General features: G+C 44.9%; 9 protein-coding genes. 4 read left to right on the top strand and 5 right to left on the bottom strand.

Translation table 11 applies throughout. The features are described 5' to 3' along the window. Positions 1-222: 222 nt before the first annotated feature. The 5 genes from RYH73_RS18040 to RYH73_RS18060 all read right to left on the bottom strand — a co-directional run bounded on the left by RYH73_RS18040 (position 223) and on the right by RYH73_RS18060 (position 10136). Complete coding sequence (locus RYH73_RS18040; protein WP_335314855.1) at positions 223-2544, bottom strand: family 78 glycoside hydrolase catalytic domain; 2322 nt, start codon at positions 2542-2544, stop codon at positions 223-225. A 160-nt stretch (positions 2545-2704) separates the two neighbouring features. Next, on the bottom strand, positions 2705-4303 hold the full coding sequence (locus RYH73_RS18045; RefSeq protein WP_335314856.1) for a RagB/SusD family nutrient uptake outer membrane protein: 1599 nt from the start codon (positions 4301-4303) through the stop codon (positions 2705-2707). A gap of 17 nt (positions 4304-4320) precedes the next feature. Further along, complete coding sequence (locus RYH73_RS18050; RefSeq protein WP_335314857.1) at positions 4321-7593, bottom strand: SusC/RagA family TonB-linked outer membrane protein; 3273 nt, start codon at positions 7591-7593, stop codon at positions 4321-4323. 122 nt (positions 7594-7715) lie between these two features. Beyond that, positions 7716-8870 (bottom strand): FecR family protein, encoded by a 1155-nt coding sequence (locus tag RYH73_RS18055; RefSeq protein WP_335314858.1) that lies wholly within the window; start codon positions 8868-8870, stop codon positions 7716-7718. Positions 8871-9569: 699 nt separating this feature from the next. Continuing rightward, the gene (locus tag RYH73_RS18060) at positions 9570-10136 is read right to left on the bottom strand and encodes an RNA polymerase sigma factor (protein ID WP_335314859.1); all 567 of its coding nucleotides are present in this window, start codon (positions 10134-10136) and stop codon (positions 9570-9572) included. Positions 10137-10379: 243 nt separating this feature from the next. On the opposite strand from RYH73_RS18060, the gene RYH73_RS18065 reads away from it, so the two are divergent. From RYH73_RS18065 to RYH73_RS18080, 4 genes are all read left to right on the top strand, one after another. Next, positions 10380-10931: an RNA polymerase sigma factor gene (locus RYH73_RS18065; protein WP_335314860.1), complete on the top strand. Its 552-nt coding sequence runs from the start codon at positions 10380-10382 to the stop codon at positions 10929-10931. A 68-nt stretch (positions 10932-10999) separates the two neighbouring features. Beyond that, the gene (locus tag RYH73_RS18070; protein ID WP_335314861.1) at positions 11000-12160 is read left to right on the top strand and encodes a FecR family protein; all 1161 of its coding nucleotides are present in this window, start codon (positions 11000-11002) and stop codon (positions 12158-12160) included. Positions 12161-12272: 112 nt separating this feature from the next. Next, a complete protein-coding gene (locus tag RYH73_RS18075; protein ID WP_335314862.1) occupies positions 12273-15704 on the top strand; it encodes a TonB-dependent receptor in 3432 nt (1143 codons plus the stop codon). A 41-nt stretch (positions 15705-15745) separates the two neighbouring features. Further along, positions 15746-17182 (top strand): RagB/SusD family nutrient uptake outer membrane protein, encoded by a 1437-nt coding sequence (locus tag RYH73_RS18080; RefSeq protein ID WP_335314863.1) that lies wholly within the window; start codon positions 15746-15748, stop codon positions 17180-17182. Positions 17183-17186: the final 4 nt, after the last annotated feature.

Consider the following 17186-nt stretch of genomic DNA (forward strand, 5'->3'; position numbering starts at 1 on the left):
CACACGGGGCTCTCGTACGTAGGGAACAACGGCCTCATGAAATTGAGCGTCAAAAAGATTTAGGATAGCCCTGGGTAAAAATCATGTAAAGAAGCGAAGGGCAGCCAAGAGTGCGGAAGCGGCTCCACAGGATTGCGTTTGAGGCCTAAATCTTTAGCGAAAGTACATGAAGCCTTGACTGTTTGGTTCTTTATGGTCAAGCATAAAGAACATAAAAAGACATTAAAATTCGTCACTCAACCAAATATGATACTTCCCCGATGGAACACCTACAAGCTTGCCCCATCCATTATGAACAGGCAAACGTTGAGATCGACCATCCACCCATAAAGAGACCTTCTTTCTTTTTGTTTTTACAGGAATATAAATATCGGCCCGCGTATTCGCCGGAACATCCACCAGCATATCGAAGCGTCCTTCAAGCTGTTTGACCTCCATGCTCACCGGACCTTTGATTGTCGGAACTTTAATCGCTGCGAAAGCAAGATCGCCAAGCTGGGGTTTGATATCGAAGGTCTCCCAAGCAGGCTGTGTCGGTTCGATCCCCATTAACTTCCGTGGAATAATATTTGCCGGAACAGCGCCCCAAACATGGTTCCAGTCCTGATTCGGTTTAAACTTATTTCCCCAGGCCTCCATCGTCATCGTACTGCCTTCACGAATCATATTATACCAGCTCCGTTCGGCAGTAGACGTCAATAAAGATAAACCATAATCAGCATCCTCGCTCCGGTAAATGGCATCCATCAAAAATTGGCTACCATAAACGCTACACGCCAGCCCACGAGACCTTACGTATTCCATGACTTTGGCCTTATACTTTTCAGGCACCAAATTAAAAGCTAAGGCAAACATATTGCTATGAAGAGAAGCATGATCGGTACCTATTCCGTCCTGATAATTTCCGCGATCCTTTCGAAAAAAGTACTTTTGAAAGGCACGATAAACTTTGTTCGCTTTTTCCGCATAGAAATGGCCCTCATCTGCTTTCCCCAGTGCATACGCCAGTTTACCCATATCCGCCAAAGCCTTGTAGTAATAGGCATTTACAACCGTGTTAAAGTCCGTAAACACAAAACCATCACTTTCTCCGGGGTCTTGGCTTCCTAAGCCCAGTATACCGCCATGTGGCCAATCCACAATATCCCGAATGGAATCACCGTTAAAATGGATTGCTTGCATCAGCGCAGGGCCCTGCTTTCCTGTGCGCGTACTGATCAAACCATTGGGTTCTTCCAGTAAGGTGAGTGTTTTCGCTTTCAAGTCGTCATAATAATGGGAAACAGAACGGAGATCGCCCGTATACAGATAGTCATTATAGGCCATCAGAACCGACTGCAAGATCCACTCTGTTGGCCATGTGGCATGCTTAATCAGATATTCATGTGAATATCTTGCCAATGTATATTCGTTATCAACTGCATAATGGCACAATTGATTGATATAGGCATCTGCTTCATAAGGAATACGCTCCCGATCACCATCTACATAAAGTCCGGCAAAGGTCGTTGCTTTTACGCTGTATTTACAGAGCGCCCAGATTTGATTTAAGGTATCATTAGACGAACTAAAATAGGCTGCTTCATCATCAAAAGGATAGTGAACCATGCTGCGCAAGATCTGCTCTTTTTGAAGATTTTCGGTATATCCTTCTAGCTCAACGTACCGAAACGGCAGTACTTCACCAATATAAGTCGGCATAAGGACTGCTTGCGGACCTGTATTCCGTTTGTCCGATCTAATTTGTAGCTGATAGCTGTGTGTTCCTTTTTTTAAACCAAGATGATAGGCCTGATACCGGATCGTCCCTCCCGGTTTCTTATTAATCCGCCCCTTTTCATCCAATGCCTCACCCAGATGGATGATTATCGTATCACCGTCTACTGCACTCGATAAAGATAAGCGTAGCTGTGAAAAAGCGGCTCTACCAAAATCAGCCGAATAAAGCCCATCTGTTTGCTTTCGCAAATGTTGCGGATGCTGATCGGTTCTTTGCAATGGGTAGCGAGCGGTTCCATATCCATCTTGTAAGTCGCCTGTATAAAAAACGGACACATCACTAGCCGTTTTCTCCCCCCGTTCGTTCCACACATTTACTTTCCAATAATAGGGCTGCTTTGGACGTAAAGACTTTCCCTCAAAAGGAATACCTGCCGAATGCTGACCGGGCACTTTTCCCGAATCCCATATATTCCCCTGTAATTGTATTAACGCGTCCCGGTTATCTGCTACCAGAATCTGATACGCCTTTTGCCGATAGGCTTTGGAGCTGGTCGTTAAAGACCAACTAAATGCAGGTTGTCTCGTTAGGATAGCAGGGTATTGGCTATGGTTTTCAAAGGGTGTTCTGTTAGAAGATAATAAATACCCCCCCTGCCATTGATCAGCACTGTATGCAATTAAATCAACATAAAGTGCGCTGAATTTGCAGGAGTCATTCCGATCCGCAGGGGATGCAGCCAGTGATAAACAGCTAAAAATTAAGTAAAGTATAAAAATCGATTGCTTCTGAAACAAGGTGGTTTTATCATTGGAAATATGCATGCTGAACTATCTAGGCTAAAAATATAAAATCGGCTAGATCAAAGTAAATATAAAATGACAACAAACGCAACCTGTTCTATCCTGATTCATGGAAAAGCAACCAGATTACCCGCATCCAACTTACTTGCTGACTAGTTAGATGCGGGTATAATCTCACCTCTCAATATCCCGGGTTCTGTTTCAGATCAGGCTCTACCCGCAGTACCGTTTGGTGAAAAGGCCAAAGGTAATTATGAGGTGCAAAAGTACGATTTTCAATCTTTAGCGAAACCTTATTCCCATTGACCATCCGTGTATGGCCTAAAGCAGGTTCATTCAATACTTTTTCAGCAAGGCGCCAACGTATAATATCATCATAGCGCAAGCCTTCACCGGCAAACTCAATGCGTCGTTCGTTCTGTATTAATTCCATCCACTGTTCTTGGGTATAAGCGCTATAAGCGGGAAGTGTAACATCCGCTACAGACATATCCAATTCTGCCCGCGTTCTGACCTGATTAATACAGCTTTTCGCCAATTCGTCTATAGCTCCTAGCTGAATTTTGGCTTCCGCATAAGTCAGCAATACCTCTGCGTAACGCAACAGTGGAAAAACCATATTCCCGTTCCGGAAAGCATCGTCTTCCGACACAAATTTACGGAACCAATAACCCGATTTACTTGCCCGTTGATTTTCATAATACATTGGATTTCCAGGGGTATAGACGTCGATTTCCTCACCGTAAAAAGTATCCCCGGGGCCCATAATACTGACTTTATAACGCGGATCACGGTTTAATCCCGGATTCAGTTCATATTCCTCCTTCGTATGCAAAGGACAATGGTCAATCGGACGCCCCTGCAAAGTCCAATAGGTATCTACGAGCGATTTCAAAGGGACAGAATATGATTGTCCGTCGCCTGTTCGAAAGTGTGGTCCCAAATCCCGGAACGAGTTTGTTGCCTTATTATCCATCGATTCCCGGTCCATTCGGATAATAAATTCATTATTGCTTTGATCAGCCTTATATTGAAACAGATCACCATAGTGAGGATACAGCTGATATTTCCCGCTATCCATAATCTCTTTCGCCAGATCGGCAGCCAGCTGATAGCGTCCATGCTGCAATGCATAACGCATGGTCAAAGCCTTAAATGAATACTTATTGAACATGTAACGGTTGGTTGTATATTCATCCGCAGGTAATCGGTTGGCAATGTCTGCAGCCATGTTAAACAAATTATCCAATACTTCTGCCTGTGGTGTAGGAGGTACCTTCGCCTCCTCAATACTTGCCGGTTCCAGTAAAAAAGGAATATCACCCCAGCGCGTGGTGAGCCTAAAATACAACCAGACCCGATTCCCTTCCAGAATGGCTTTATAGCGCTCCCTTACCGCTTCATCCTCCACATAAGGCACATTTATATTTTTTAAATACATGTTGATCCGCCCAATTTGCTTCATGTAAATGGTCCAATAATATTCAAAAGCACGGGTATTGCTGTTCATGGTTCCATTTGCAACACGCTGATGGTGATCGTCTTCATTGCGTGAATAAGCATTATCCGATTTTGCATCTTGCATGTAGAATAAGAGCCGTCGATCGTCCGGCGTCGTCGTGACATCCAGGTAAGAGCTGTAAACAACTCGGCGAAGGTCCTCTTCATCCACAAAAAATTCTTCAAAGGTAGTAGCCGTAGGATCTGTTTTATCCAAAAACTTCTCACAGCCTAGCAAAGTATAGGTCAATAAGACCATCCATATAAATCGTTTCTTCATAACCAAAGTCTTTATTTTTATAAAATCGTCGCCCGAAGCCCCACGCTAAAAATCGCCATCCGCGGATAGGTACCGTTCCCCCCATCACGCTCCGGTTCCAAGCCCTCCCATTTGGTGAAGGTAAAAGCATCTTGCGCATTCAGATATACCCGTATGGATTTAATACTATTACCGATTTTTGGGATGGTATACCCTATCTGGATCATCTTAATTCGAAAGAATGCCGCATTGCTCAACCAAACATCACTCAGTACCGCATTCGAGCTGGCACCTGTCCACACCCGTGGGAAACGGCTATTCGGCGTCTCCGGTGTCCATCGATTTTCCATATATTCCTGCCGCGGAGCACCCAAACTGTTGTCACCCCCATCCACCAATACCGGATAACCTTCCAAACCATTGATCCAACCCGTACGCTTACCGACTCCTTGTCCCATCACCGAAAAATCCCACCGCTTATACTGCAGGTCGATATTGATCGCATAGTTCATATGCGGGAAAGGATCACCCAGGTTCACCCGATCCTGATCATTGATTACCCCATCGCCATTCTGGTCGACATAACGGATATCTCCCGGTAAGGTATTAGGTAGTTTTGCACTGGTCCGGTCAACCTCCTCCTGCGTTTGGAAATAACCATTACTTTGATAACCATAATAATTATCCAAAGCAATACCCGGATACCAGATTTTATTTTCATTATCCTTAAAGATCAGGGTGTCATTCGCACCATAACCTGCTTTCAACACCTTATTACGATTGTCGAACAACATACCTCCTACTGCATAGTGCAATTCACCTAACCTATCCGACCATTGGGCACTTAATTCCCAACCTTTATTATCCACCTCGCCAATGTTCACGGCCGATTCCAGCCCATTCGAACCCGTAAGTGGTGGCACCGGGAATCTACTGTAGATCAAATCGTAAGAATGCTTTTTATAGACCTCTCCGGTAAAAGTCAGCCGATCATTCAAAGCCTTTACATCCAAACCCACATTCCATTGTTTCTGCTTTTCCCAGGAAAATTCAGGATTCGGTACGCGCTCTGTCCATCCCCAATCATTCACGTTCTCCTGCCAGAGATAAGGATCCACATTTTCATTACCGACCAAACCATAGGAGATGCGAAGCTTCATGGCTGTAACAGCACCCGAGCTACGAATGCTTTCGAAGAAGTTTTCATTATCTACATTCCAAGCCACTGCAGCCGAAGGGAAGAAACCCCAACGATGACCGGGGGCAAACTTGCTACTTCCATCCGATCGCCCGGTTACTTCCAGCAGGTAACGATTATCAAAGGCATAATTCACCTTTGCGAAGAAAGAAGCCTTACTCACTTCACGGTAATCGGTATAATTGTAATTCATAATTTCGGAGCCGGCAATCAAGTATAATTTATCTTTCTTCCCTCGCAGGTCCTGCTCATAATTGACATTGGCCCGGGCCGTTAATTGGCTTACGCTTACCCCTTGCTTGGCTCCCACATTGTTCGCCCAGGTTGCAGCCGGTTTGCCATCAGCATCGTAGAACATAAAGGTAGACCGTTTAATTTTACTGGCCGACTTATCAATGGTGTATGATACATTCCCTTCCAAGAAAAGATTACTTTTTATAAAATATTTAGGCCGTAAATTAATGGTACTCACATCGTACATATTATTCCGTCTGCCCCCATGAGCAATAGAAGCAACCGGATTCAGGTTATTATGTAAGATATAATGCTCCGGCCGATCCGAATCGTAAAAGATCGGTTGGGTCGGATTCATTTTCCAGGCATCTTGATAGAGCCAATCATCACTCGGGTCGCTGTTGATATCTCCCAACTGTAAACGATCCACCTGCAAACGATGCGCATAAAAATCGGCTAAGAGTACAAACTTATCGGCCACATTGATATTCGTATTGAAACGGGCGCTAAATTTTTCGGTTCCTTCGTAGGCATTCAATCCTCCTTCATTAATATAACCCAGCATCAGGTTGAACGTTCCCACCCCACCGCCACCGGAAATACTCGATGTAAAATTCTGTGATTTGGCGCGCTTCTGCATCACGGCATCCAGCCAGTTTGTTTCCGGATACTGTCCCTGATCGGCCTGCGCGATTTGTTCCGGGGAGAAATTTTCCGACTGCCCCTGCATCTTCCGCGCTTCATTATTCAGGCGCATATAGTCCGCCGAGCCTACCCAATCGGGCAATTTGATCGGCTCGTTAAAAGCCGACCAGGCATGCAAGTCCACTTTAAACTGCCCTGTAGATCCCCTTTTGGTTTCAATAATGATGACTCCGTTGGCACCACGCGAACCGTATAAAGAAGCAGAAGCAGCATCCTTTAACACATTGATGCTCTTAATCTGATTCGGGTCCAGGTCCGTCAGACTCTGCTCCATCCCATCCACAATGACTAAAGGCTCTGCACCTTGTAACGTGCTGACACCGCGAATTGCTATGGTGCCCGGCACCTTCCCCGGCATATTACTTCCTTGCATCAGGGTTACTCCCGGCAAGGTCCCACTAAAAGCTTCCTGCATTTTAAAAATGGGTCGGTTTGTTGCCCGATCCATATTCATTTCCACAACGGACGAAGCCACATGCCGCTTCTGAATCGTACTATAGCCCGTAACTACCACTTCTTCCATTTGCTGACTTTCTTCCTGGAGCACCACATCTACCTTCGTTCTACCTTTTGTTGGCACTTCTATCGTAGCGTAACCCATCAAACTGAAGATCAACACCTCCTCCTTCTCCACTGGAATGCGGTAATTTCCATTCGCATCCGTTTGCACGCCCAAGTTTGTACCTTTTAGCAATACGGAAACTCCGGGAATAGGGCCTCCCTTATTATCCCGAACGGTACCTACTACCTGTCCCCTTTGTCGGAGTCCTGTTTTCACGATCGGAGTGGGTTCTTTCACGTTTCCCTGCATTTCATCTTCTATAGAAACAATGATATTTTTATCCATGCGTTGATAGGTCAGCCCTTGCGGACGAAGCACCTGTTTCAACGCTTCCTCTACAGAAACGTTGTTCAACTGTACGGTTATGGGTTTTGTTAGGTCTATCACGGTAGCGTCCATCAGGATGTTGACACCACTTTGTTTTCTGATTTCTTTCAAGACTTCCCTTAGGCTGGCCTTCCTCCTTGTTAAATTAACCGTTTGGCCAAGCAAGCTGGCGTGCACATGCAAGGTAATTAACAACAAAACAAAAATCATTTTCATGATCCGTAAATAGCTGAGTAGTTTGCGCCTCACTTCAGGGCAAAAAATTGCCGTGTATTTTTTATACATTTGAATTTAGTTTATTAATAAGATCCTAATCATTGATAAGCTAAGGGCGATTGCCCATGGAACCAGGAGTGGTGGTACACTTCTGGTTCTTTTTACAACCTATTTATTTCTGTAAGGCAATATCAATCCATAACAATAATCCTCCCTTCTTTAATTTTAAAGTGTGCTGCTTTCGTTAATTCCAATGCTCTCAGTAACTGCTGAATATCTTCCATCCGTGATATCGTACCTTCCAATCGTTTATTGGACGGATCCATGGCGTATTCCACGTCAACATTATACCACCTACTTATCTTTTTCATCACCAACTCCAGCGGCTCATTGCTAAAGGAGAAATAGCCATTTTTCCATGCCAGTACCTCTTCCGCATCTACCTCGTTCACTTGTATAGGCCCCTCTTTTTGGGTTACCACTGCCTGCTGCCCCGGTTTCAATAGCTGCTCTTGCCCATGTGCCAATACTTTGACACGTCCTTCCAGCAAAGTGGTACATCCGGCTTGATCTTCCCGGTAGGCGCTGATGTTGAATTTCGTTCCCAGCACCTCTATTTGCGTGCTTCCCGCTTTTACATAAAAAGGTTGATTTTTCCGCTGTGCAACTTCCAAATATACTTCGCCGACAACACTGACTTTTCGGGCATTGTTCCCAAAATCCACCGGATAGCGGATAGACGATGCGGCATTCAGCCAAGCTTTGGTCCCGTCCGGTAAGATGAGTTGATACTCGCCTCCTGCCGGTGTTGTGATGGTATTTTCCATTACCCTATCCGATAAAAAAGACTTTTCCACAGGTTCATATACCACACTTCCGTTAGACACCTGCACCTGCGCACCATCTTCCAATTTAATACGCTTATTTTCGGTTGCTTCTAAATGAACCTCCTCTCCATTTGCCAGGGTCAGGATCGCTGTTTTCTTACCGGGCAAAATCGCTTTTTCCTCGGGAGCTGCACCCATCCTGACATAGACAAGAAACCAGATGGCAGCGATCCCCGTAATCAGGAGCGCCCAGTGCTGCCAACGTTGAAAGACACCGACCCTTTGTTCGCGATCGACCATAAAACGATCATCATGCCTAATCTCCTCAAACATTTCCTTACCGGGCACCTGAAAATCAGCTGGAACCTCCATGGTTTCACCGAGATTCCGCATCACTTCGTCCAGCAACCGACGCGACTCTTCATCGCTTGCATAAGCCATCAACTCTTCCTCTTCATCCGTAGAAAGTTGGTTTTGTATGTGCATACGCAGTAAGTAGAACAAACGCTCTTTGGTCATATTGGTGGGTTAGTCTGTTGTATAATTAGCCCTGTTATAGAGAAAACGCAATAGCACTAAAGAAGGGTAGGTTCAGGTTAATTTTTTTTAAAACCTGTCGGGTTGTAGTTATTGGTTGTGAGTTGCCGGTAATTAGTTATCCGTTACTGGTTATTCGTTGTTAGTATTCGTAGTAACGTTCCCAAGGGTAATACTACTCCACATCCCAACTACTTGAGGACTTCACTACATTAACGTCTCATTAACAAGCTTTCAGTAATTAGTTATCAGTTTTTGGTCGCACGAACCTTTCCATTATCACATTAACTAACCGACCGTAGGGAGCTCATGAGTGTCGAAAAAGCAAACTCTTACGAATAATTGGCTAATCGGCTAATTACTAATTGGCTGATTGGCTGATTTCCTACTCAACGTCTCAACTATTTAACTACTTAACGATATCGGTTACCCGTTACCGGATGTACGTGATGAAGCCACACCGGGCTATAGCGCGCAGGGAACAACGGCCTCATGAAATTGAGCGTCAAAAAGATTTAGGACAGCTCTGGGTAAAAAATCATGTGAAGAAGCGAAGGGTGGCCTAGCGTGCGGGAGCGGCTCCGCAGGATTGCGTTTGAGGCCTAAATCTATAGCGAAAGTACATGCAGCCTTGACTGTTTGATTCTTTATGGTCAAGCATAAAGAACTTAAAACATTTTATCAAATAAACAAAGTCAAAATAAAAAAATAAAGTATTCCATGCTTCGCAAAAAAACCTTTCAAGAACTTTAAAGATTGTACCAAATGATATTTCACCGTATTTTTAGAAATATGTAATTCCTCAGCAATCTCCTCGTAGGAAAGGCCTTCAGATCGACTCATTCTAAAAACCAGCTGCTGCTGTTTAGGCATTTGCTGTAGCGCCTCTTCCGTAATGGCGGCGAGCTCACGGTGAAACACCCGCTGTTCCGTTTCATTATGAGCTTCAGGCAGTAAGGTCGTCCATTCCGCATGTAAACGATGAATACTTGCCGCACGTCGGAACGCATCGATCGTCAACCTTCTAGCCTTCGCATACAAGTAGGGATATAAAGGTAAAGATGCATCTAATTTGCCGCGATTCACCCATAGACTTAAAAAAGTTTCCTGTGTAACCTCTTTACTCAACTCCACATTTTTAAGAAAGCTATAGGCAAAATGGTAAATCAAACGATGATAGCATTCATAAATAGCTTGAAAGGCACGCTCATCTCCTTCCCGAAGTTGCGCAATTGTTTCTGCTTTCACACGAGGCACTTTAGGCATTATTGGTTCTTCGGCTAAATCTGACAGGCAAAATAGCAATAATTTTTGAAAATCAAAGTTAGTTTAGGTAGTTCCCGGGCAATTCACCGACATTGGTTATGCAGGCCAGCTTACCCCTTGCAACTCTGCACCAAATTGCATATGTTTGCTTGAGAGCGAACCACCTGCTCATAAACCAATATATACCAAATGGCGCTCCGGGTGCACAACGAATCTCAGTTAATCATGAAACTCCACTCTGGGGATCAAGAAGCTTTTAAACAACTTTATGACCGTCTGCACCCACAAATTTACCGCTTTATCTATGCCCTATTGAAAGACCAAACCCATAGTGAAGAAATATTGCAAGAAACCTTTATCACTTTATGGGTAAACAGACACAAACTGACGCCCCAACAAGCACTTTATCCCTATCTTTATTTAGTTGCCAGGCGTTTAACAATCGATGCCTTCCGTAAAGCAAGCACCGAAAATAAATTTAAAGAGCGTTTGCATTGGTTACAGATCGACAGCTGTAATGATAATGAAGAGCAATTACTTTTGCATGATTTACAACAACGCATTGATGAAGGCATGAAGCGCCTTCCACAACAGCAACGCCTTGTTTTTCAACTCAACAAGTTGGAGGGTTTATCCTATGATGAGATTGCGCAAAAGCTTCAACTATCCCGCAATACGGTGCGCAATCACCTGGTATGTGCCCTGAAATCCATGAAAATGTATGTATCTGAAAACGACATCACCTATATTTTTTTACTTTTTTTTCTTTACTACTAGTTCGCGGGACCTGCTCATCCGTTTCTATATAAAAGGGAATATTGAAGTCCTTTTCTAACCAATAAGGCATGCCTAAAAGCGAAAGATTAGTAAAACTTATTACAGCTTATATCAACGAGCAAATCAGTGAAGCCGATTTTAATGAACTTGCGGAGCTCATTAAAGAGGAAGAAGAGGAGCTTAGCGATGCAGTTGACAAAGCTTGGAAGCAGGCAGATCAACCACGCGCGATGCCATTAAATGCGGAAGGAGTGTTCAGCAAAATCGTGAACGATCCACGTATTAGGCCCATATCTCCAAAAAGAACAGGTCGCATGTTGCTCGTAGCTGCCAGCCTTACAGCACTTGTGTGCTGTTCCCTCTTTTTACTGACCAACAAACGATCACAGCCAGCGGTATCACAAACCTCTATCCCGGCTAAGCAAAAAGACAGCAAAGGTGTCGAAAAAAAAGAAGTGCTCTTAACCCTATCAGATGGTCAACAGATTCCTGTAAACGCCTTAAAAGAAGGTATCCAGACACTCCGGTCGGGCGACCGAATAAAAAAGGATCATAATCAGCTCATTTATACCGAAGACACCACCCTAACTACCAACCGAACAAGCCTCTTACACACCGTTACAACACCCATCGGCATGGACTATGCGTTGACCTTACCTGATGGCACCTATGTACAGCTCAATGCAGGTTCTTCCATCACTTATCCCCTTACTTTTCAGACAGCGGAAAGGAGAGTCAAGCTCAGCGGTGAAGCTTATTTTGAAGTTAGTAAACATGCAAATCAGGCCTTCCTGGTACAGGCCAAGGGCACACAGATCCAGGTGCTCGGTACCAGTTTCAATGTCAAAGCCTATCAAGAAGAACATGACGTCATTACCACCTTAGTCAACGGGAGCATCAAGGTACAATCAAAAATGCTCAGACCGGGCCAACAGGCATTAAGCAATGCCGAGCACCAATCCATCGTCATTCAGGACGTAGATACTGAAGAAGTAACCGCCTGGCGCAGGGGATATTTTAGTTTTAATAATGAAGACATCGAAAAGGTAATGAACACCTTAGCAAAGTGGTATGAAATAGATGTGATTTATCAAGGTAACTTAAAAGGAAAAACATTTGGGGGAACCTTATCCCGTTATGCTGACTTTCATCAGCTATTATATGCGATAGAACAAACCGGATCCGTTACATTCACAATAGAAGGAAGGAGGGTTATTGTGTCACCCTAAAGAAAGAGCGGCTTTGACACAGGAAGTCAGGAACGCTTGGAACCGCTCCTGACCGATGGCATCAAATGCCCGGATTTATAAACGTGCGATCATTTAATAAACCCATAATCAAATGTATAAAAAAAATACTGCATTTCCCCGCAGATGGGAACGAAACGCCTTATTCAAATTACTACGCGTCATGAAGCTCGCATTTATCCTGCTATGCATCTGTTTCTGGAAAGTAAACGCAACGAGTTATGCCCAAGCGATCAGCATTCATAAACAAAGAGCCAACCTAATCACTATTTTTAAGGATATTCAAAAGCAGAGTGACTACCATATCTTTTACGACGCCGAAATGCTTCGAAATAGCCAGCCCGTGAACCTACAGCTTCACCGCGCATCCATTCGAGAAGCCATGGATCAGACTTTATTGAACCAAGGCTTGACTTATGAGATCTTAGACAAGAATATCATCATCAAAAAAGCCATCTCACCGGCGTTGGCAAGGCAAGAACGGAGCATTAGTGGTACTGTAGTTGATATTAACGGAAACCCCTTGCCAAGCGTTACCGTACGGGTAAAAAATAGCCGTTCGCAGACCAGTACGGATGCAAGCGGTAGATATACCATTAAAGTGACATCAGCGGAAAGTATGCTAGTTTACAGCCTCATGGGCTATGGTACCGAAGAGCGTACAGCGCAGGCCGAACAGGTACTCAATGTACAACTCACCGAACAAGCGGCAGATCTGAATGAGGTAGTTGTTGTGGGGTATGGCACCCAAAAACGCACCAATATTACCGGTTCGGTCGTCTCCGTAAATGCAAACGATATAAAAGATATACCGGCCCCCAGTGTGGATGCCGCTATCATGGGTAAGATGGCGGGTGTACAGGTATCACAAACTACCGGTACTCCCGGCGGCGGTTTAGCTGTAAAAGTTCGCGGAATTGGTTCCATCGGGGCCGGTAACGAACCGCTGTATGTCATTGATGGTTTTCCCATCACCGCCAACTATGATCAGGGAGATAATCCCTTGAATTCCATCAACCCAAGCGATGTCCAATCGGTGGAAGTTTTAAAGGATGCATCAGCAACCGCTATCTACGGCTCGCGGGGTAGCAACGGCGTCATTATCATCACCACCAAAAGTGGCAAGTCGGGCAAGATGAAGATCGATCTCGATACCTATTCCGGTTTGCAAAAGGTTACCAAGTATATGGATGTAATGAACGCACGGGAATTTGCTGAATATATTATTGACTCGCGGAACAACGCCTGGGTCGATATCGGAGGCGATATCAATGCACCCAATGATCAGCGCAGCGCCATCTACCAAATTTTACCGGAATTACAAAACCCCGATGCGCTTGGCGAAGGCACCAATTGGCAAAAAGAAGTACTACGAACGGCCCCCATGCACAATATCCAGTTGCGTTTCTCAGGCGGCAATGAGCAGATCAATTACATGACCAGTGCCGGTTATTTTAAACAAGATGGCATCATTTTAAATTCTGAATTTGAACGCTATTCATTCCGTGTTAATCTAGATGCCAATACCTCGAAGAAATTTAGAATTGGTTTGAACTTAAGCCCAAGTTACACCATCAGCAGTCCGGTAACCGCCGAGGGTCATTTCGGAAGTGGTGCCATCGTACTCAGTGCCTTAATGATGGCTCCGCATTTGCCCGTTTACAACCCCGACGGAACTTACACAACAGGCATTACCCTCGGCAATGGTTTCAGCAGTCTGGAAAACCCGGTAAAAGTGGCTAAAGAACGGATGAGTCGCCGCACCGGCTTCCGGCTTCTGGGTACAGCTTTTGCGGAATATGCTTTCATCGATGCACTGAAATACAAACTTTTGGTCGGCACCGACCTGCAGAACACCAAACATAACACATTCAATCCATCCACCATAGGATTTGATGGCAATCCCGCACCCGTCATTCCCAGCGCAAGCTACAATTCGCAAGAATCAAGCAATTGGCTCATTGAGCACACACTCAATTACAACCAAACTTTTGGACAGCACCATATCGACGCGCTGGCGGGCTTTACCGCCCAAAAAGTACGCTCTGACTTTGCTGGAATTACGGCCACGAATTTTCCAAACGACCTTGTACAGACCATCAATGCAGGTGTTGTTTCTTCCGCTAGCACAACAGCACTTGAATGGTCTTTGCTTTCTTATCTAGGCAGGATCAATTACGATTATGCCGGTAAATACCTCTTCACTGCTACTCTCCGAACGGATGGTTCTTCTCGTTTTGGCGCCAATAATCGTTGGGGCGTATTCCCTTCCTTTTCCGGCGGATGGCGCCTTTCGCAAGAACAGTTTATGGCCGACGTCAGTGCCATCAACGAGCTAAAATTGCGTGCCAGTTATGGCTTTACCGGCAATAATTTTATCGGTAATTATGATCATATCGGCCTGCTCAATACGAGTAATTATGTATTTGGAGACGCCATTGTAAACGGGATCGGGCCAAGCTCAGTGGGCAACGAAAACCTAGGCTGGGAAAAGAACAAGCAATTGGATGTAGCCTTGGAGCTAGGCCTTTTCGGTGGTCGTCTATTCTTGGTCGCCGATTATTACCACAAAATAACTTCCGATCTGTTATTAAAGGTGCCGGTCCCCTCTCTTACCGGTTATACGGAAGCGAGGCAAAATATCGGTCGGGTAAAAAATCAAGGTTGGGAGTTCGATCTTCGCACACAGAATTTAACGGGCAATCTTAAATGGACAACCGACCTTAATTTTTCATTTAACCGCAACAAAGTACTCGCATTAGGCCCGAGCGGCGAACCTATTTTTGGAAAATATGAGCAAATCACCAATAGTCATATAACCGCTATTGGCCAAGCCATGGGCAGCTATTACGGCTACCAAGTAATCGGCATCTTCCAAAATCAAGCAGAAATTGATCAGAACGCCAGTTTTGCTGATTCCAAACCCGGTCAATTCCGCTTTGCAGATGTGAACGGCGATGGGCAGCTGAGCGTAGATGATCGTACCGTATTGGGCAATCCACAGCCCGACTATATATTCGGTATCACCAACACCCTACGTTACAAAAACGTCGAACTGAGTTTTTTGATACAAGGTGTACAAGGTAATGAGATTATGCACTTGGGCAGAAGGTTTTATGCAAATTTTGCCGGCACGGCTAACGGCTTAAAAGAGATGAATAACCGATGGCGCTCCCCGGAAAATCCCGGAGATGGAATTACTCCTAGAGCCAATCGCGATCTGTCTCGATACAGCAGCAGTAATGCCAGCGCCAATATTTCCTCTACCCATATTGAAGATGGCTCCTTTATTCGGCTGCGAAATATTTCATTGGCTTATAACCTACCCAGCCATCTCCTGGAGAAATGGAAGCTCCGGAATGTTCGGATCTATGCCCAGGCACAGAACTTATTTACCATCACCAACTATACCGGTTATAACCCGGAAGTGAGTGTAAGTGGCATCAATGCCTTAACGCCGGGGGTAGACTACGGAGGTTATCCTATTCCCAAAACGTTCACACTGGGTTTAAACCTCGGTTTTTAATCGTTGGGCCGAAAAAGAAGAAACATAAACAAGAAATTAAAATGAAAAAGATTATCTTATATAGTACCTGGGTTCTCCTACTCATCAGCTCCTGCAAAAAAGGTTTTCTCGATCTGGCTCCGCTCTCGGATACAAATACCGTTAATTTTTATCGTACACCCGAAGATATGCTAAACGCCGTAAATGCCGCTTATGCGTCTTTACGGGCAAGCGGGCAATATGGTGCCGCATTGTACGCTGTTGGCGAAGTTGCCTCTGATAATACCGAAATATTAGATGCGCAGGCAGGTATTGATATCAGCCAAATAGACGCCTTTACTACCCTAACAAATAACGGTATGCTCAATACCATGTGGAATGATCATTACAAAGGCATACTCGCCTGTAATGCAGTTATTGATCGCATTCCCGCGGTAGCAATGAATGAAACACTTAAAGCGCGTTATATAGCCGAATGTTTATTTTTACGTTCATTGATGTATTTCAACATGGTGCGGACCTTTGGCGATGTTCCACTGGTAACGAAAGAAATCGTAGATGTTCAAGAAGGCTATGGCTTTGCGCGTAGCCCCCAAGCAAGCATTTACGAACAGCTTATCAAAGATTTGGAACAAGCCGCCTCCGTATTGCCAAATGATTATGGCACCGCTGATAAGGGGCGTGCAACCGCCGGAGCTGCCAGGGGTTTACTGGCCAAGATCTATTTGACGCTACAAAACTGGCAAGAGGCAGCAAACCAAACCAAGGCAGTGATGGACTTAGGTGTTTATCAACTGATGCCAACTTATGAAGCCGTGTTTGCAATCGCAAATAAAAACAATGCCGAATCTTTATTCGAAGTACAATATAAAAAAGGCGGATATGGCCTCGGCAGTCCCTTTAACAACGCCTTTTCCCCTCGCTTATCCGGACAGATAGTCAGTACAATCGGAGCGGGAGGCGGACAAAATACACCAACGGCCGATATAGCGAACCTATATGAAGCTAATGACCAAAGACGCGCGGTTTCCATTGCCGATGGTTATCAGAACGGCAGTCAATTTGTTGCCATACGTTACATTAAAAAATACCTTGATCCCGCTTTGTTTGCCGCTAATGATGCCGATAATAACTGGCCGGTATTACGTTACGCCGATATTTTGCTCGTGCGAGCAGAGGCGCTAAATGAGCTTGGGTACGCACCTGATGGCGAGGCCTTCACACTACTCAACCGCATCCGGGAAAGAGCAGGTTTAGCAGCGCTAAGCAGTACAGAACTCCCTGATCAGGAAAGTTTCCGCAAAACCCTTGCACATGAACGACGGGTAGAACTTGCTTTCGAAAACCACCGTTGGTTCGATTTGGTACGCACCGGGCGCGCAGTGGAAGTAATGCGCGCTACCGGAAAAAGTATACAGGATCATCAGTTGCTGTTCCCCATACCACAAGTGCAAATCGATATTAATCCGGATGTGATTACACAAAATCCGGGCTATTAGTCGT

Origin of the sequence: Olivibacter sp. CPCC 100613 (genome assembly GCF_036959255.1) — a bacterium.
Taxonomy (GTDB): Bacteria; Bacteroidota; Bacteroidia; order Sphingobacteriales; family Sphingobacteriaceae; genus Olivibacter.

What these genes read in the sequence shown, in the direction of transcription:
- RYH73_RS18040 (WP_335314855.1), bottom strand. Translation starts at nt 2,544, where the DNA reads ATGCATATTTCCAATGATAAAACCACCTTGTTTCAGAAGCAATCGATT.
- RYH73_RS18080 (WP_335314863.1), top strand. Translation starts at nt 15,746, where the DNA reads ATGAAAAAGATTATCTTATATAGTACCTGGGTTCTCCTACTCATCAGC.
- RYH73_RS18045 (WP_335314856.1), bottom strand. Translation starts at nt 4,303, where the DNA reads ATGAAGAAACGATTTATATGGATGGTCTTATTGACCTATACTTTGCTA.
- RYH73_RS18050 (WP_335314857.1), bottom strand. Translation starts at nt 7,593, where the DNA reads ATGTATAAAAAATACACGGCAATTTTTTGCCCTGAAGTGAGGCGCAAA.
- RYH73_RS18070 (WP_335314861.1), top strand. Translation starts at nt 11,000, where the DNA reads ATGCCTAAAAGCGAAAGATTAGTAAAACTTATTACAGCTTATATCAAC.
- RYH73_RS18075 (WP_335314862.1), top strand. Translation starts at nt 12,273, where the DNA reads ATGTATAAAAAAAATACTGCATTTCCCCGCAGATGGGAACGAAACGCC.
- RYH73_RS18055 (WP_335314858.1), bottom strand. Translation starts at nt 8,870, where the DNA reads ATGACCAAAGAGCGTTTGTTCTACTTACTGCGTATGCACATACAAAAC.
- RYH73_RS18065 (WP_335314860.1), top strand. Translation starts at nt 10,380, where the DNA reads ATGAAACTCCACTCTGGGGATCAAGAAGCTTTTAAACAACTTTATGAC.